Annotated in this window: 15 protein-coding genes; 4 read left to right on the plus strand and 11 right to left on the minus strand. The window is 73.8% G+C overall.

Going from position 1 to position 16,794, the window contains the following annotated elements; translation table 11 throughout:
• Nucleotides 1-603: 603 nt before the first annotated feature.
• The 4 genes from ACFZAU_RS11785 to ACFZAU_RS11800 all read right to left on the minus strand — a co-directional run bounded on the left by ACFZAU_RS11785 (nt 604) and on the right by ACFZAU_RS11800 (nt 4,613).
• Entirely contained in the window at nt 604-1,116 is a 513-nt protein-coding gene (locus ACFZAU_RS11785; protein WP_500552002.1) for a pyridoxamine 5'-phosphate oxidase family protein, read from the minus strand.
• Nucleotides 1,117-1,134: 18 nt separating this feature from the next.
• Complete coding sequence (locus ACFZAU_RS11790) at nt 1,135-2,661, minus strand: vWA domain-containing protein (RefSeq protein ID WP_500552003.1); 1,527 nt, start codon at nt 2,659-2,661, stop codon at nt 1,135-1,137.
• Between the two features lie 98 nt (nt 2,662-2,759).
• Nucleotides 2,760-3,362 (minus strand): DinB family protein, encoded by a 603-nt coding sequence (locus tag ACFZAU_RS11795; protein WP_500552004.1) that lies wholly within the window; start codon nt 3,360-3,362, stop codon nt 2,760-2,762.
• Nucleotides 3,363-3,392: 30 nt separating this feature from the next.
• A complete protein-coding gene (locus tag ACFZAU_RS11800) occupies nt 3,393-4,613 on the minus strand; it encodes an APC family permease (RefSeq protein ID WP_500552005.1) in 1,221 nt (406 codons plus the stop codon).
• Between the two features lie 154 nt (nt 4,614-4,767).
• Here ACFZAU_RS11800 and ACFZAU_RS11805 point away from each other — a divergent pair, with 154 nt between their 5' ends.
• Entirely contained in the window at nt 4,768-5,667 is a 900-nt protein-coding gene (locus tag ACFZAU_RS11805; protein WP_500552006.1) for an alpha/beta fold hydrolase, read from the plus strand.
• A 103-nt stretch (nt 5,668-5,770) separates the two neighbouring features.
• On the opposite strand, the gene ACFZAU_RS11810 is transcribed toward ACFZAU_RS11805, so the two are convergent.
• Both ACFZAU_RS11810 and ACFZAU_RS11815 read right to left on the minus strand, forming a co-directional pair.
• Complete coding sequence (locus ACFZAU_RS11810; RefSeq protein ID WP_499599746.1) at nt 5,771-6,799, minus strand: rod shape-determining protein; 1,029 nt, start codon at nt 6,797-6,799, stop codon at nt 5,771-5,773.
• Nucleotides 6,800-6,915: 116 nt separating this feature from the next.
• Complete coding sequence (locus ACFZAU_RS11815) at nt 6,916-8,643, minus strand: SpoIIE family protein phosphatase (protein ID WP_500552007.1); 1,728 nt, start codon at nt 8,641-8,643, stop codon at nt 6,916-6,918.
• A gap of 118 nt (nt 8,644-8,761) precedes the next feature.
• Between ACFZAU_RS11815 and ACFZAU_RS11820 the strand changes: the two genes are divergently transcribed.
• The gene (locus ACFZAU_RS11820; RefSeq protein WP_500552008.1) at nt 8,762-9,820 is read left to right on the plus strand and encodes a M23 family metallopeptidase; all 1,059 of its coding nucleotides are present in this window, start codon (nt 8,762-8,764) and stop codon (nt 9,818-9,820) included.
• Between the two features lie 4 nt (nt 9,821-9,824).
• On the opposite strand, the gene ACFZAU_RS11825 is transcribed toward ACFZAU_RS11820, so the two are convergent.
• The 3 genes from ACFZAU_RS11825 to leuE form a co-directional block, all read right to left on the minus strand.
• Nucleotides 9,825-10,823, minus strand: a complete 999-nt coding sequence (locus ACFZAU_RS11825) for a cation diffusion facilitator family transporter (RefSeq protein ID WP_500552009.1) — start codon at nt 10,821-10,823, stop codon at nt 9,825-9,827.
• Nucleotides 10,824-10,851: 28 nt separating this feature from the next.
• On the minus strand, nt 10,852-12,306 hold the full coding sequence (gene gad / locus ACFZAU_RS11830; protein ID WP_500552010.1) for a glutamate decarboxylase: 1,455 nt from the start codon (nt 12,304-12,306) through the stop codon (nt 10,852-10,854).
• A 103-nt stretch (nt 12,307-12,409) separates the two neighbouring features.
• Nucleotides 12,410-13,069, minus strand: coding sequence for a leucine efflux protein LeuE (gene leuE, locus ACFZAU_RS11835; protein ID WP_500552011.1), 660 nt, complete (start codon nt 13,067-13,069; stop codon nt 12,410-12,412).
• Nucleotides 13,070-13,123: 54 nt separating this feature from the next.
• Between leuE and ACFZAU_RS11840 the strand changes: the two genes are divergently transcribed.
• Nucleotides 13,124-13,897 (plus strand): MerR family transcriptional regulator, encoded by a 774-nt coding sequence (locus ACFZAU_RS11840; protein WP_500552012.1) that lies wholly within the window; start codon nt 13,124-13,126, stop codon nt 13,895-13,897.
• Here ACFZAU_RS11840 and ACFZAU_RS11845 read toward each other — a convergent pair.
• Together ACFZAU_RS11845 and ACFZAU_RS11850 are read right to left on the minus strand one after the other, a co-directional pair.
• A complete protein-coding gene (locus ACFZAU_RS11845; RefSeq protein WP_499599758.1) occupies nt 13,878-14,249 on the minus strand; it encodes a YbjQ family protein in 372 nt (123 codons plus the stop codon). The genes ACFZAU_RS11840 and ACFZAU_RS11845 overlap by 20 nt on opposite strands.
• A gap of 38 nt (nt 14,250-14,287) precedes the next feature.
• Nucleotides 14,288-15,634 carry an ABC transporter ATP-binding protein gene (locus ACFZAU_RS11850; protein WP_500552013.1) on the minus strand — a complete coding sequence of 449 codons (1,347 nt, stop codon included), beginning with the start codon at nt 15,632-15,634 and terminating at the stop codon, nt 14,288-14,290.
• A 139-nt stretch (nt 15,635-15,773) separates the two neighbouring features.
• Between ACFZAU_RS11850 and ACFZAU_RS11855 the strand changes: the two genes are divergently transcribed.
• Nucleotides 15,774-16,517: a DedA family protein gene (locus tag ACFZAU_RS11855; protein WP_500552014.1), complete on the plus strand. Its 744-nt coding sequence runs from the start codon at nt 15,774-15,776 to the stop codon at nt 16,515-16,517.
• Nucleotides 16,518-16,794 lie beyond the last annotated feature (277 nt).

A 16,794-nucleotide genomic window follows, 5' to 3' on the forward strand; every position in this document is an offset into this window, starting at 1 on the left:
TGCGGGCGCACAGCGGCTGGCTGCGGAGGGGAGGGTGGGGGGCCTGCCTTGTGTGCAGTGTGCGGCCCGGTGGGCGGCTGGGGTTCAGGCGCAGGAGCGGGGCCGGTTGTTCGTCCGGCTCGGGTCTCGTTGCCGTCCGCGGGTATGGATGGCCGGTGACCACGCCCACTGTTGGTGGGTGGCGCGCCTGCCGTAACCGGCGTCTGCGGGTGCTTCCCCGATCCGACATCGGGCTCTCTTTCGACGGCTATACCGCTGAAAGCGGGCCCGATCTCCGTCCGCGCAAAGATCGGGCTCTGTTCCGACGTCCATACCGCTGAAAGCGGGCGCGATCTCCCGCCGACCGCCCGACAGCACCCCGAAATACCCGCAGTCGCGGGTTACGGCGGGCGCGCCCACCACCGGCAGTAGGCGTGGCAACCGGCCATCTATACCCGCGGACGGCAACGAGACCTCTGCCACCGGAAAGGCAACCCGCTCCGGCGCCTGAACCCCCGCCGACCACCGGGCCGCACACTGCAGAGAGGGCGGGCCCCCCCACCCTCCCATCCGCAGCCGGCGCTTTGCGCCCGAAGGGCGCGAGACGAACCCGCACCCGGTCACCTAGAACAACCAGCGGGTCTGGCTGTAGGTGGTGCCGCGGGCGTAGGCGAAGGCGGTGGTGGGTTCCACCTGGTAGACCAGGGCCTCGTGGCCGTCGCCGACGAAGACCTGGCCGCGTACGTCGAAGTGCCACTCGGAGCCGTACTTGCCCTCGTACGCCTCGGCGATCCGGTGCAGCTGCTTGTCGCTGCGCACGCGGGCCGCCTTGCCCTCGAGCACGATGTCCAGGCCCTCGTCGAGCGCGTTGTTGCCGGTGGTGACGACGATCCGGCGGTTGTGGTCGAGGTTCCTGGCCTTGCGCTCGTCGGCGCCGGTGCAGAAGTGCAGGGCGTCGTCGAGCCAGACCCCGATGAGCGGGGTGACGTGGGGGCGGCCGTCCGGGCGGACGGTGGTCAGCCAGTAGATCTCGGCGCCCGCCAGGTGTTCGCGGGCGTCGTGCCAGGTCGTGGGGGTCGCGCCGGTGCTGCTGTAGCGGGCGTCGAGCTCGGGCTCGGGTTCCTTCTCTTCTGCCATGCCTCCACTGATACTCCATCAGCCCGCGCGCAGCGCGTACGCGCTGTCGACGGCTTCCGCCAGGTCGCGTACCGCCGGGTCCTCGGTGGTCGCGGCCAGGGCGTGCGCGCGGTCGCCGAGTACGGCGAGGCCGGGGGCGCCGGGCAGTTGCTCGTCGCCGGTGTCGTAGGTGCGCAGGGCGTCGGCGAAGTACGCGGCGACCGCGTCCACGCGGAGCCTCGGGGAGGTGCCGGAGTCCCACAGCCGGCCGGCGAGCCGGTCCGCCTCGACGGCGCCGGCGGCCTCGTGCGGGGAGCGGTCGTGCGGGTCGAGCCAGCGTACGGTGGCCGTGGCGACGTGGCCCCGGGCGCCCGCCTTCAGGCGGACGGCGTAGAGCGCGGTGACGGTGTGGCCGGGGCCGACCTCGCCGCCGTCGACCCGGTCGTCGCGGAAGTCCTCGTCGGCGACGGCACGGTTCTCGAAGCCGATCAGGCGGTAGTGCTCGACGGTGTGCGGGTCGAAGGAGACCTGTGCCTTGGCGTCGCGGGCGCGCAGGCCGATGTTGACGGGCAACTGGTCCACGAACAGCGCGCGGGCCTCGGCCGGGGTGGAGACGTACGAGGTGTGGCCGTCGCCCTTGTCGACCAGCCGCTCCATCAGCTCGTCGCCGTACTCGCTGCCGACGCCGACCCCGAAGAGCGCGATGCCGTGCCGCGAGCGGGCCCGGTCGATCCGTTCCAGGAGGGCGTCGGGTTCGGTCTCCCCGGTGTTGGCGAGGGCGTCGGAGAGCAGGACGACCCGGTTGGTGGCCCCGCTCCGGGCGCTCTCCAGGGCCACGTCGTAGCCGCTGCGCAGCCCCGCCTCCAGGTTGGTGGAGTCTTCGGGCGCGAGGCGGTCGACGACGGACAGCGCGTGCTCGCGGGCGCCGCCCGCGCCGAGCCGGGTGGCCGGCAGGGCGACCCGGGCGCGGTCGCTGAAGGTCACGACGGCGAGGGTGTCGTCGTCCCGCAGCTCGCCGACCGCGGCGCGCAGCGCCTTCTGGACGAGGTCGAGACGGCCGGGTTCGCCCATGGAGCCGGAGACGTCCACGACGAAGGTGAGCACGGCCGGGGGCCTGCTCCCCTCTTCCGCGGGGCGTGTGGCGAGGCCCACCCGCAGCAGCGACCAGCCCTCGTCGTCGCCTATGCGGGCGCCGTCGACGGTGACGGAGAAGCCGTCGCCCCTGGGCGCGGGGTAGTCCTGGCGGAAGCTGTTGACGAACTCCTCGGGGCGCACTTGGGAGGGGGAGGGCAGCGAGCCCTGGTCGAGCCGGCGCTTGGCGTAGCCGTACGAGGCGGTGTCGACGTCCAGCGCGAAGGTCGACAGCAGGGACGCGTCCGGCGCCCGGTCCTGACCCCGGTCCTCGTCGGGCTCTCCGCCGTTCCACTGGGGGGCGTCGTCCGCGCCCTGCACGGGCCCGGGCCGCTGCGCGTGGTCGCCGCTGCCCCGGTCCGTGTTCGCGCTGCAGCCCGTGAGCACCGCCCCGGCCGTCAGCGTCGCCAGTACCGCCGCCGTGATCCGACGCATCACCGTCACCACCTCCCCCGGAGGCGCCCCCTGCGCCTTCTGCGACTGTGACGCAGGAAGCCGCGGGCCCGTGGCATCGGGGCCGTTGCGGATGGATCTCAGTCGGGCAACGCCCCTCCGCCCGGTGCGACGTGCCGGGCGCGGTAGAGGTCGCGCAGCAGGGCGGTCTCGGCTCCGTGGTGGATGACCTCGCGGTTGATGTGGAGCACGAGCGCGGCCAGCGGTTCCTTCGCGTACGGGCCCTCCCTCGGACCGCACGGCCGGGCCAGGCCCTCGGCGCCCAGACCGCGCACGCCGTCGCGCCATGCCGCGTAGGCGGCGTCCAGCTGTGCGAGCGCGCCGTCGGCGGTGCCGGAGAACGGGAAGTCCCGTCCGGCGAGGTCGACCGGCGGGCCGCCGAAGTGGGAGGCGGTGCGGGCGCCCAGGACGCCGGTGATGACGTGGCCCAGGCGCCACGCGATCGTCGTCACGGGTCCGGGGTCCGGGGGCGGCCAGGCGAGGTCGAGCCGGAACTCGCCGGTGCCGGCCTCGATCGGGGCCCGGCCGCTGCCGCGCGGGCGGACGCTCCAGCAGTCCGGGACGGGTTCCCAGAGGTACTCGTCGTCGGTGAGGCCGTCCAGGCGCGGGCGCAGCTGGTTCCGCCAGTGCCAGTCCAGCTGGTCGACGAGCAGGACGTTCCAGTCCGGTGCCGCGGAGTCCATGCGCCTCAGCGTAGGCCCGGGCGGGCCGGGTCAGGCGCGGCGGGCGCGTACGGCGTAGAGGCCCGCCCCCGCGGCCAGGACCGCCGCGCCCGCGGCGACGGACGTCCAGGGCAGGGCGAAGGCCAGGACGAGGCAGCCGAGCAGGCCGAGGGCGGGGACGGCGCGCCGCGCGCCGGGGCCCAGGGTCCAGGCGGAGGCGTTGGCGACGGCGTAGTACGCCAGGACGCCGAAGGAGGAGAAGCCGATCGCCCCGCGCAGGTCGGCGGTGGCGGCGAGCAGGGCGACGACGGCGCCGACGGCGAGTTCGGCGTGGTGCGGCACCCCGGTCCTGGGGTGCACCGCGGCCAGGGTGCGGGGCAGGTGGCCGTCGCGGGCCATGGCCAGGGTGGTGCGGGAGACCCCGAGGATCAGCGCGAGCAGGGAGCCGACGGCGGCGACGGCCGCGCCCGCCCGGGTGAGCGGCGCGAGGCCGCCCGCGGCGTCGGCCAGGGGCGCCGTCGAGCCGGCGAGCGCCTGCGGGCCGAGCACCGCGAGGAGCGCGACCGCGACGGCGGTGTAGACGACCAGGGTGATGCCGAGGGCGAGCGGGATCGCGCGGGGGATGGTGCGCGCCGGGTCCCTGACCTCCTCGCCGAGCGTGGCGATCCTGGCGTACCCGGCGAAGGCGAAGAACAGCAGGCCGGCCGCCTGGAGCACGCCGCCCACGCTCGCGTCGGCCCCGATGTCCAGCCGGGCGGCGTCGGCGTCGCCGCCGGTGAACGCGGCGACGACGAAGGCCGCGAGGACCGCGAGGACGACCGCGACGATGCCCCGGGTGAGCCAGGCGGCCTTCTGCACGCCGGCGTAGTTGACGGCGGTGAGCGCCACGACCGCGGCGACGCCGACCGCCCGCTGCTGCTCCGGCCAGACGTACGCGCCGATCGTCAGGGCCATCGCGCCGCAGGAGGCGGTCTTGCCGACGACGAAGGACCAGCCCGCGAGGTGGCCCCAGAAGGGCCCGAGCCGCTCGCGCCCGTAGACGTAGGTCCCGCCCGAGGCGGGGTACAGCGCGGCGAGCCGGGCCGAGGACATGGCGTTGCAGTAGGCGACGACGGCCGCCGCCGCGAGCCCGAGGAGCAGCCCGGACCCGGCGGCGCGGGCGGCCGGGGCGAACGCGGCGAAGACCCCGGCGCCGATCATCGAGCCGAGTCCGACGACGGTGGCGTCGAAGACGCCGAGCCGTCGCTGCAGTATCGCGTTCCCACCGGTCACGGCGGAAACGGTATACCGTCCCACTGCTAGACACGGCGTCAACAAGCTGCCATCGTGGCGCCCGGGAACGGCGACGGAACGACGGTGCGAAGCCACGGCGACGGTCATGCGAAGCCACGGTGACGCGGCGACGCGAAGGCGGAGGGCGGCGGACATGACGCAGCGCTGGGTCACGGTCTCCGACGGGGTGCGGCTGGCGGTGTACGAGCAGGGGGACCCGGCCGGGCCCACGGTGCTGTGCGTGCACGGCTTCCCCGACGATCACGGCGTGTGGGACGGCGTCGCCGGGCTCCTGGCGGCCCGCGGCTTCCACGTCGTGTCGTACGACGTGCGCGGCTCGGGCGCCTCGGACGCCCCGCGCCGCACCCGGGCCTATCGGCTGCCGCGGCTCGCCGCCGACACGACCGCCGTCGCGGACGCGGTCAGCCCGGGCGCCCCGGTCCACCTGCTCGCCCACGACTGGGGGTCGGTGCAGAGCTGGCACACCGTCAGCACGCCGGAACTCGCCCACCGCTACGCCTCGATCACCTCGATCTCCGGCCCCGACCTGGACCACACCGGCCGCTGGTACCGGGCCCAGCTGCGCCGTCCCTCCCCGGCCCGCCTGCTGAAGCTCGCCAGACAGGCGCTGGCCTCGCAGTACGTCGGCTTCTTCCACCTGCCCGGCATCGCAGAGCTCGCCTGCCGCGGCGGCTTCCTGGACGGCGTCATCGCGACCCTGCGGCGCCTGGAGACGGGCGAGGCCCCCGCCGGCTACGGCCCGGGGCTCGCCGCGCGCAACCGCGCCGGGCTCAAGCTCTACCGCGCCAACGTGCTGCCCCGCGTGCTCCGCCCCCGCGTACGGCACGCCGCGCTGCCCGCGGTCGTGCTGGCCCCGTCCAAGGACGTGTTCGTCCTGCCGCCCTGGCAGACGGAGATCACCGACTGGGCGCCCCGGGCCGAGGTCCACCGCGTGGACGGGGGCCACTGGCTGCCCTCCCACCGCCCGGACCTCGTCGCCGGGTACGCCGCCCGCCTCGTCGAGCGCACCGAGAAGGCGGTCCGTCCGCGCTGATCCCCGCCCCGCGCCCGGCGCCGGTGTCGACGTGCGGCTCGGCCGGGACGGGGAGGTGCTCCCCGTCCCGGCTCGTCCTGGGCGTGTGAACCCGGCCGGGTCCCTACACCGACAGCGGGTCGAGCGGCGTCGGGACGGGGTGGCCCTCCATCATGGCGCCGAGCCCGAGGACGGCGCAGACGTCGGGCCGTTCCGCGATGGTGACCGGCATCCCGGTGGCCTGACGGAGCATCATGTCCAGGCCGGGCAGCAGCGCGCTGCCGCCCGCCAGCATGACGCCGCGGTCGGTGAGGTCGGCGACCAGGTCCGGCGGGCACCGCCGGAGCACCTGGCCGATGCCGTCGACCAGCGTCGCCATGGGCATCCGGATCGCCTGCCGTACCGCCTCGGTGTCGACGCGGACCGTGCGGGCGATCCCGCTGGCGACGTCGCGCCCCTGGACCTCGGCGCTGGGCGCGACGGGCCCGGGCGCGGAGAGGGTCTCGTGCAGCGACCGCACCGACTGGCTGGGCAGCAGCAGTTCGTGCGTGTTGCGCAGGTGCTGGACGACGGCGTGGTCGATCGCCTCGCCGCCGACCCCGATGGTCTCCGCGGCGACGATCGAGCCCATCGACATGACGGCGATCTGCGTGGTGCCGGCCCCGGCGAGCATGATCATCGTCGCCTCGGGCTCCTCGACCGGGAGCCCGCACCCGATGGCGGCCGCGACGACGGAGTCCACGAGTTCGACCCGGCGCGAACCGAGGCCGTACATCGTCTCGACGGCGGCCCGCTGGGCCAGCGGACCGCTGCCGTGGGGGGTGCAGACGGCGGCCCGGAGCATCGGCTTGCGCCGCCAGGCCTTGCGCAGCTGACCGCCCAGCAGGTGACGGAGCATGCGCTGGGCCATCTCGATGTCGACGACCATCCCGGCCTGGATGGGGCGGACCACGCGGATGTGCTCGGGCGTGCGGCCGGTCATCTTCTCGGCCAGCGAGCCGACCGCGATGAGGGCACCGCTGTGCGCGTTGACGGCGGCCACGCTCGGCTCGTCCACGACGAGTCCCTGGTGCTTGAGGTAGACACGGGTGCGCGACGCCCCGAGGTCGACGGCAACGGAGCAACGACGCAGATGCGCCAGACTGACGGTCACGGCAGATCCTCCCCGAGGGGCCGGTTCCCGGGACCGCCCCTGCGGCGGCCCGTCTGATCATCGTGCGGGCGCAAGTCGAGATCCGCCTGTTGTGGTACTCCGAGCGGTTGATCCGCCTATCGCACGACCCGTGCCGCGAGGACCGCGATGTCGTCGTCCGCCGGTTCCACGACCAGCAGGGACAGGACCCGGTCGACCAGTCCGCCCAGATCACCGTCGGGGTGCAGACGCAACCCGGCGAGCCGGTCGAGCGAGGCGTCGATGTCCTCCCCGCGCCGTTCCACGAGGCCGTCGGTGTACAGCAGCAGGACGTCACCGGGCCGGCAGGGGGCCGGGACGGCCTCGTAGCCCCCGTGGCCGGTGCCCAGCGGCGGGCCGACCGGCACGTCGACGATGCGCACCGTGCCGTCCGCCCGGATGACGGCGGGCGGCAGGTGTCCGGCGCTGGAGAAGGTGCACTTGTCGCGTGCCGGGTCGACGAGGGCCAGCAGGCAGCTCGCCGGACGGCCCGACTCCGTCTGGGAGATGAGGGTGTCCAGCCGGCGCAGGATGCGGTGCGGCGGCAGGTCGGCCGCCGCCACGAACCGCAGCATCGAGCGGTACTGGCTCATGTCCACCGAGGCCTCGACCCCGTGCCCCATGACGTCGCCCATGGCCAGCAGGGTGCGCCCGTAGGACAGCCGTACGGTGTCGTACCAGTCGCCGCCCACCAGCGCCGTGCTGCCGGCCGGTTGGTAGCGGAACGCGGCCTCCACGGAGGGGTGCGGGGAGCCCGGCTCGGACATCAGGGCGCGCTGCAACTCCAGGGCGATGCCGTGCTCGTGGGTGTAGCGGCGGGCGTTGTCGAGGTAGATCGCGGCCCGCCGGACGATGTCCTGGACGGTCTCGGTGTCCCGTTCGGTGAAGCCCGGGGACTCGCCGCAACGGACCAGGGTCACCGTGCCGATGGGCTCGCCGCGCGCCGCGAGCGGCACGACGAGCGCCGAGTGGACGCCCACCGAGCGGAAGGCGGCCATCCGTTCGCGGGCCGACCCGCCGCGGCCCAGGGCGTCGTCGTCGAAGAGGTTCTGCACCACCGGGCCGCCGGACTGCAGGCAGCGCGGGATGCTCGTGCCCGACGGGTACTCGACGTACTCCCCGGGCTCGCCGAAGGCCTTGACCTGCTCGCGCAGGTTCGGCAGCGCCGCCATGGCGGCCCGGCGCAGCCGCAGCACACCGCGGTTGTAGGGGGTGGCGCGCTCGGTGGGGAAGACCTCGACGGTGGCGATGTCGGCGAGCAGCGGCACGAGGAACCCGGCGAGTTCGGCGCAGGTCTCGTCCATCTCGAGGGTGGTGCCGATGGAGGTGGCGGCGCGGTCCAGGATGGCCAGCCGCTCCCGGGCGCGTTCCAGTTCCCGCTGGTGCTGGCGGGAGGCGCTGACCTCCAGCACGATCCCGACCAGGCCCAGCACCGTGCCGTCCGCCGCGTGCAGCCGGTGGTACGCGCCCTGCCAGTAGCGCCGGCCCGCCTCGGACCCGGTGTGGGTGCGGCCGCTGGAGGGCACCTCGCGGGACTTGCCGTCGGACAGGACCTGGCGCAGCGCCTCCTCGCCGGCGTCGTCCAGGTCCGGCAGGACCTCGGTGATCCGGCGGCCCAGGTGCTCCTCGGCGGGCAGGCCGTTCATCCGGGCGAGGGCGGGATTGACGTAGACGTAGCGCAGTTGCGGGTCGTAGATGCCCACGCCCGCCGGCGTGCCGTCCAGCACCTGCCGCAGGACCGTGTGGTCCGGCGGTGACCAGCCGCCGGGCTCACCGTCACCGCTCACCCGGTCACCCTCCTGTCCGCCGAGTGTGCCCGTTCCCATGATCGGGCGGTCCTCCGCCGGGCGCACGCCCGGATGCGGTCACCCCGCCGGGTGGCCCGGGACCGGCGGGGGCGTGTCGTCCCGGCACCGCGGTGACCGGGCCCGAAAGGATCGGGCGATGCGATGGAGGACGGCGGCCGCGGCCCTCTGCCTGCTGCTGACCGCCTCGCCGGCGGTGGCCGGCGAGCGCCCCGAACCGCGACCCGGCCCGCCGGCCCGGGTGGAGCGGCTGTACGCGGAGGCGGCCCGCGCGGTGCGGGCGCACGAGGACGCGGAGCGGGCGGTCCGCCGCAAGCGCGCCGACCTGCGGCTGCTGCACCGCGCGGCGGCGGTGGAGCGGCGCCGGCTGGACGTGCTGCGGGACCGGATCGGGGCGATGGCGCGCAGCGAGTACCGCAACGGGGGGCTGGGGCCGTCCGCGCGGCTGCTGCTGACCGGGCGGCCCGACCGGCTGCTGGAGGGCGCGACGCTGGCCCGGCAGGGCGACCACGCGCAGGCGGCGCTGCTGGCGGAGCGGATGCTCGCCGAGCGGCGGCTGGCGGCCGACACCGAGGCCGTCGACCGGACGCTGAGGGTGCTGGCCCGCGAGGCCCGCCGCAAGGACGCGCTGCGCCGGGGCATCGAGGAGCGGCTGTTGCGCGCCAGGGCCCGGCTCTCCGCCCGCGACCTGGCGCTCATGGCGCACGAGGGCCTCTCGGCGGACTGCCCCCGCGACGTTCCCCCGGCCCCGCCCCGGTCGTCGGCCGCGTCGCGCCGCCACGGTGCCCCGCACTGGGTGCGCCCCGTCGCGCACTACACGCTCACCGCCGGCTACGACGCCGCGGGGGCGCACTGGGCGCACCGCCACACCGGCCAGGACTTCGCGGTGCCGCCGGGCACCCCGGTCCGTGCGGTGGGCGACGGCACGGTGGTGGTGGCCGCGTGCGGCGACGGCTTCGGCAACCAGATCGTCGTCCGGCACGACGACGGCTACTGCACGCACTACGCCCACCTGTCCGTCCTGGAGGTGGTCCCCGGCCGGCGGGTGCGGGCGGGCGAGCGGATCGGCCTGTCCGGCAACTCCGGCAACTCCACCGGGCCGCACCTGCACTTCGAGGTCCGCGTCACGCCGCAGATGGGCTCCGCCGTCCCCCCGCTGCCCTGGCTGGCGCGGCACGGCGTGCGCATCGGCCGCTGAGCGGTCAGCCCCCGCCCTCGCGCTCGCCCGCCTCGGCGCGCAGCGCCTGCCGCAGCCGGTGGGCGGCGCGGCGGTCCTCGTCGGAGGCGTCGGTGACGTCCAGGAAGATCTGGTCCAGTTCGGGGAACTCCCCGGCCAGCGAGCGCTTGATGCGGACCGCGGCCTCCTCCACCGTCTCGCTGTCGATGCCCTCGGTCAGGTCGACCCTGGCGGCCAGCAGCACCGAGTCGATGCCGAGGCGCATCGTCAGCAGCGCGGTGATGGTGTCGATCTCCGGCTGCCGGATCAGCAGTTCGTGCGCCCGCTGCCGCAGCCTGGGGTCGGCGGCCTCGCCGATGAGGGTGTCCCGGCAGTCCTTGCCGAGCCGGTAGGCGACGTACATCAGCAGGGCGGCGATCGCCAGGGACGCGTACGCCTCCCAGGTCCGGTCGCCGGTGGTCCAGTGCAGCACGACGCCGGCGAGGGCGAGCAGCACGCCGAACACCGCGGCGCTGTCCTCGGCGAGCACGGTGCGCAGGGTGGGGTCCTCGCCCTCGCGCAGTTCGGTGCGGAAGGGGCGGTCGTGCTCGCGGGCCCCGGAGCGCACCTGCACAAGTGCCCTGACCAGGGAGGTCCCCTCGGCGAGCAGGGAGACGACCAGGACGGCCGCCGCGATCACGAAGGCCCGGGTGGTGTGCGGCTCGCTCTCGTGGAACGCGTTCACACCCTGGTAGAAGGAGAAGCAGCCGCCCATCACGAAGATCCCCACGGCGGCGAGCAGCGACCAGAACCAGCGCTCCTTGCCGTAGCCGAACGGGTGCCGTGCGTCCGGACTGCGCCTGCTGCGGCGCAGCGCGGCCAGCAGGAACACCTCGTTGAGCGTGTCGGCCACCGAGTGCGCCGCCTCCGAGAGCAGCGCCGGTGACGTGGTGAGCAGCCCGCCGACCGCCTTCGCCACGGCGATCACCAGGTTCGCGACGAGGGCCACGAAGACGGTCGCCTTGGTCTGCTTGTCCTTCCCCATGGGGAGCGTGTGCCCCGCGACGCGCCGCTCAGTGGTGGAAGGCGGTGGGTGCCTCGCCGGGCGGGTGGAGCGGGTGGTCCTGGGCGCGCAGCTGCGGGAGGTAGCGCTCCAGGTCGGCGAGGAAGAGGTCGGCGAGGTCCTCGGAGAAGCCGTTGCGGACGACGATGCGCAGCACCGCCAGGTCCTCGCGGTCCGCCGGGTAGGTGTACGCGGGCACCAGCCAGCCGCGCTCGCGCATCCGCCGGGAGACGTCGAAGACGTCGTACGCGGTGACGTGGTCGGCGGTGGTGAAGGCGAAGACGGGGAGCTGGTCGCCGCGGGTGATCAGTCGGAAGTCACCGCACTCCTCGATCCGCGAGGCCAGGTAGGTGGCCACGTCACGGGCGGTCTGCTGGACGGTGCGGTAGCCGTCCCGGCCCAGCCGCAGGAACGTGTAGTACTGCGCGACGACCTGGGCGCCCGGCCGGGAGAAGTTGAGGGCAAAGGTCGGCATGTCGCCGCCGAGGTAGTTGACCCGGAAGACCAGTTCCTCGGGCAGCGCCTCGAGGTCCCGCCACAGCGCCCAGCCGACGCCGGGGTAGACCAGCCCGTACTTGTGGCCGGAGGTGTTGATCGAGGCCACCCGGGGCAGCCGGAAGTCCCAGACCAGGTCCTCGTCGAGGAAGGGGGCGATCATGCCCCCGGAGGCCCCGTCGACGTGGACGGGGATGTCGAGCCCGGTCCGTTCCTGCAGGGCGTCGAGGGCGGCGCAGATCTCGGCCACCGGCTCGTAGGACCCGTCGAAGGTCGAGCCGAGGACGGCCACGACCCCGATGGTGTTCTCGTCGCACATCGCGACGGCGGTGTCCGGCTCCAGGTGCAGCCGGTCGCCCTCCATCGGCACCAGGCGCGGCTCGACCTCCCAGAAGTTGCAGAACTTCTCCCAGCAGACCTGGACGTTGGCGCCCATGACCAGGTTGGGCCTGGCGCCGTCCGGGTGGCGGTCGCCGGACCGCCTCGGCCAGCGGCGCTTGCCGGACGCGCCGCCGGAGCGGTCGGCGGCGCGCTTGGTCCAGCGGCGCTTGAAGGCCATCCCGGCGAGCATGCAGGCCTCGGAGGAGCCGGTGGTCGAGCAGCCGATGGCGCTCTCCGGGTCGGGGGCGTGCCACAGGTCGGCGAGCATCGACACGCAGCGCCGCTCCAGTTCGGCGGTGCGCGGGTACTCGTCCTTGTCGATCATGTTCTTGTCGAGGCACTCGCCCATCAGCACCCCGGCCTCGGGCTCCATCCACGTGGTGACGAAGGTGGCCAGGTTGAGCCGGGCGTTGCCGTCGAGCATCAGCTCGTCGTGGACGAGCTGGTACGCAGTGGCGGGCGCCATGGGGCCGTCGGGCAGCCGGTGCTTCGGTGGTGCCGCGCGCATCCCGGCGACCGGGTCGGCCCCCGCGTAGAAGGGGTTCACGGCGAGCTTCGGCAGGCCTTCGGCGCCTTTGTGAAGCGACATACCGGAACGATAAGGGTTAAATCGGTCACCGGCAGGTCGGCGAGCGGCGGCCGGCGGCCCGGCCCGGGGGGCCCGGACCGCCGGCTCCGGCCGGGGGCGCCGGTCAGCCGGCCGAGGACAGCGACAACTTCGCCGCGAAGCCCAGGAAGAGCGCCGCGGCACCCGAGGTCAGCCCCGCCGCCAGGCGCTTGCGGCGGCGGAACTGGGCGGCCAGGTACGTGCCGCCGAAGATCAGCAGCGTCAGGTAGCAGAAGCTGAAGACCTGGGCGATGGTGCCCAGCGCCAGGAAGGACAGCGCGGGGTGGGCGTAGCCCGGGTCCACGAACTGCACGAAGAAGGAGATGAAGAAGAGGATCGCCTTGGGGTTGAGCAGGCTTATCACCAGCGCGCGCCGGAAGGGCTGTTCGGCGTCCGCCACCTCCTCGGCCGCGGCGGCCACCGCCGCCGGCTCCACGCTCCGGGACCGCCACATGCCCCAGGCGGCCCGCGCCATGCCGAAGGCGATCCACGCCAGGTAGCCGGCGCCCGCGTACTTGACGACGCCGAAGAGCACGGCGTTGGCCTTGAGCAGCCCGGCCACGCCCGCCGCCGAGGCGGTCATCAGCACGGTGTCGCCGAGGAAGACGCCCAGGGCCGCGCGGTACGCCGTCCGGACGCCGCGGCGCGCCGCGACGGAGAGCGTGTACAGCGAGTTCGGCCCGGGCAGCAGCACGATCAGTACGGTGCCCAGCACGTACGTCGACAGGTCGGTGATTCCCAGCATGCGCACCAATATGGCACTTGCACCTCACGTGGCGTGAGGCCGGAGGGTGTGGTCATGAACACGAGCACGGGCTACCCGGTCGGGCAGGTGGCGGGCTTCGCCGGCGTGACCGTCCGGACGCTGCACCACTACGACGAGATCGGACTGCTCTCGCCCAGCGCCCGCAGCCACGCGGGTCACCGGCGCTACAGCGACACCGACCTCGACCGGCTGCAGCAGATCCTCTTCTACCGGGAGCTCGGCTTCCCCCTGGAGCAGGTGGCGGCCCTCCTCGACGACCCGGACGCGGACCCGCGGGAGCACCTGCGGCGCCAGCACGAACTGCTGACGGCGCGGATCGGGAAGCTGACGGAGATGGCCGACGCCGTCCAACGAGCCATGGAGGCACGCACGATGGGCATCAACCTCACGCCCGAGGAGAAGTTCGAGGTCTTCGGGGAGTACGACCCCGAGCAGCACGCCGAGGAGACCCGGCAGCGCTGGGGCAACACCGAGGCGTACGAGCAGTCGCAGAGCCGGGCCGCCTCGTACACCAAGGAGGACTGGCTGCGGATCAAGGCCGAGCAGGAGGACTGGGGAGCCCGGCTGGTCGCGCTCCGCGGATCCGGCGCCCCGGCCGACGGCGAGGCCGCAATGGACCTGGCCGAGGAGCACCGGCAGTTCATCGTGGACCACTACTACGACTGCGGTTACGAGATCCACACCGGGCTCGCCCGGATGTACCTGGACGACCCGCGCTTCAACGCCTTCTACGAGGCGATCGCGCCGGGCACCGCCCGGTACGTCCACGACGCGATCATGGCCAACGCTAGGCGTGCCGGGGCGTGATCACCGCAGCGGTGCCGTAGGCGCACACCTCGGTGCCGACGTCGGCGGCCTCGCTGACGTCGAAGCGCATCATCAGCACCGCGTTGGCGCCGCGCGACTGCGCCTGCTCCACCAGCCGCTCCATCGCCTCGGTGCGGGTCTGGGCCAGGGTCTTGGTGAGTCCCTTCAGCTCGCCGCCGATCAGGGACTTCAGGCCCGCGCCGATCTGGCTGCCCAGGTGGCGGGAGCGCACGGTGAGGCCGAAGACCTCACCGATCACCCGCTCGATCCGGTAGCCCGGCACGTCGTTCGTGGTGACCACCAGGACGGCGGACCGGGGCGACTGTCCGCCGCCGTACTCGTCGATACCCATACCGGCATCGTCGTCCCGCCGCCGCCGTCCCGCGCGGTTCAGTACTCCAGGTGCGGTGCCCGCTCGGGGGCGGGGCAGATTCGGTGGCCCGCGTGGTCGAAGACGTACAGGTGCGCCAGGTCGACCAGCAGCGGCACGTGCTGTCCGGCGCGCAGCCGCAGGTCGGGCCCGGTGCGCACCACCAGGTCCCCGCCCCCGGTGGCGGGGCCGGTCTCCGGCCGCGGTGCCGGACGGTCCAGCACGGCCGTCCGTCCCTGGCCCGAGACCCGCGCGGCGGCCTTCTGCACCAGCCGGCCGAGGCCGGCCGTGCCGCCCTGCCGGGACGCCGCCCGGGAGCGCTGCCGCGCGCCGCCCGGCCGTGCGGACTCCAGCTCGGGCACGACGGCCGGCCGTGCGCCGGTGTCCAGGTGCACCAGCGACTCGTGGCCCTGGTACTCCACGTGCTCCACGACGCCGCTGAGCACCACCTCCCCGGGCCGGGCGCCGCTCGGCCGGTCGATGCGCACGGCCTCCGAGCGCAGGCCGACGATGACCGGCCGGCCCTGCTGGATGCGGAGCATCTGGTGGTCCCGGGTCAGCGGCTGCGGGAGGACGAGCCGCTGCCGCCCCAGGTCGATCCACATCCCGCCGTCCAGCGCGGCGACCACGGTCGCCTCCATGAGGTTGATCCGCGGGGTGCCGATGAAGGCGGCGACGAACACGTTCTGCGGCAGGTGGTACGCCTCCCGCGGGGTGCTCACCTGCTGCAGCACCCCGCTGCGCATGATCGCCACGCGGTCGCCCAGCGACATCGCCTCGGCCTGGTCGTGCGTGACGTACACGGTCGTCACGCCCATGCCCCGGGTCAGCCGGGCGATCTCGGCGCGCAGGTGCGAGCGGAGCTTGGCGTCGAGGTTGGACAGCGGCTCGTCCATCAGGAAGACGGACGGGTGCCGCGAGATGGCCCGGCCCATGGCGACCCGCTGCCGCTCGCCGCCGGACAGCTGCCCCGGGTAGCGGTCGAGGATGTCCTCGATGCCGAGCGTCCGCGCGGTCTCGGCGACCCGGGGCCCGGTGTCCTGCCCGGGCATCTCGAAGCGCAGCGGGAATCCGATGTTCTCCCGGCTGGTCATGCTCGGGTACAGGGCGAAGTTCTGGAAGACCATGGCCATCCGCCGGTCGCCCGGCCCCAGGTCGTTGGCGTACTCGCCGTCCAGCAGCAGCTCACCGGAGGTGATGTCCTCCAGCCCCGCGATCATGCGCAGCACCGTGGACTTGCCGCAGCCCGAGGGGCCGAGCAGCACCAGGAACTCGCCGGGGGCGATGTCCAGGGAGAAGCGGTCCACGGCGCGCACGCCGCGGGCGTAGGTCTTCGAGACGTCGTGCAGTGAGATGGCGCGAGTCATGTGGGTTCCGCCGGATCATGATGATTCAGGAGTGACGGGCGACTTGCGGTGTTGCACGGTAAAACGCTTGGGAGGAACGTAGCCGAGCGTTCCCGGGCTGGGAACGGTTCGGTCGCGACCGCGTTGATACTTTTGGCGCGTGACGACTATCGCCCTGGGCCCGCAATGGCTCGACCCCGATTACCTCATCTCGTCAGCGGGCCTGATCGGCCTGCTGGCGATCGTCTTCGCCGAGTCGGGTCTGCTCATCGGCTTCTTCCTGCCGGGTGACTCCCTGCTCTTCACCGGCGGCCTGCTGGTCGCGGGCGGCAAGCTCGACTATCCGATCTGGCTGGTCTGCGTGCTGGTCTGGATCGCGGCCGTCGCCGGCGACCAGGTGGGCTACCTCTTCGGCCGCAAGGTCGGTCCCTCGCTCTTCCGGCGCCCGGACTCCCGGCTCTTCAAGCAGGAGAACGTCGAGAAGGCCCACGACTTCTTCGAGCGGCACGGTGCCAAGTCGATCGTGCTCGCCCGCTTCGTCCCGATCGTGCGGACCTTCACGCCGGTCATCGCCGGCGTCAGCCGCATGAACTACCGCGTCTTCGTGACGTACAACGTCATCGGCGGCCTGCTGTGGGGCGTCGGTGTCACGCTGCTCGGCTACTGGCTGGGGCAGATCGCCTTCGTCCACGAGCACATCGAGCTGATCCTCATCGCGATCGTGCTGCTCTCGGTCGTCCCGATCGCCATCGAGTTCCTGCGGGCCCGCTCGGCCTCCCGGAAGGCGGCGCCGCTGCCCGGGGCGGACGCGTACGACGCCGGGGCCGCGGACGCCGACGGAGACGCCGGCCAGCCGCCGCTCCAGCGCGGCAACGGCGGGCGCCACCGCGCGAACCGCCGTTAGCCGACGGAGGGAGTGGGCAGTCGTCCCGCTGTGCCGAGGCCTGTCGTCACATGAGCGGCGGCCGCCCGGAGGGCGGGCCCCACGGCGTCTGGTGCGGTGCATCGCAAGGCGGAGGATCGTCCTCGTAGTGGGCTACTCGGACGATTCGACAACGCAGCGAGGTGCCGTGCCAGGCGCTGTGGGGCAGGCGCGCATGTGACGACAGGCCGAGGGGGGAGGGTGTCCGCACCCTCCCCCCTCGGCGCACCCCCCGGCACCCGTAGCGATCACGCGCCGA

It is taken from the genome of Streptomyces sp. NPDC008238, from assembly GCF_042956445.1.
Lineage (GTDB): Bacteria > Actinomycetota > Actinomycetes > Streptomycetales > Streptomycetaceae > Actinacidiphila.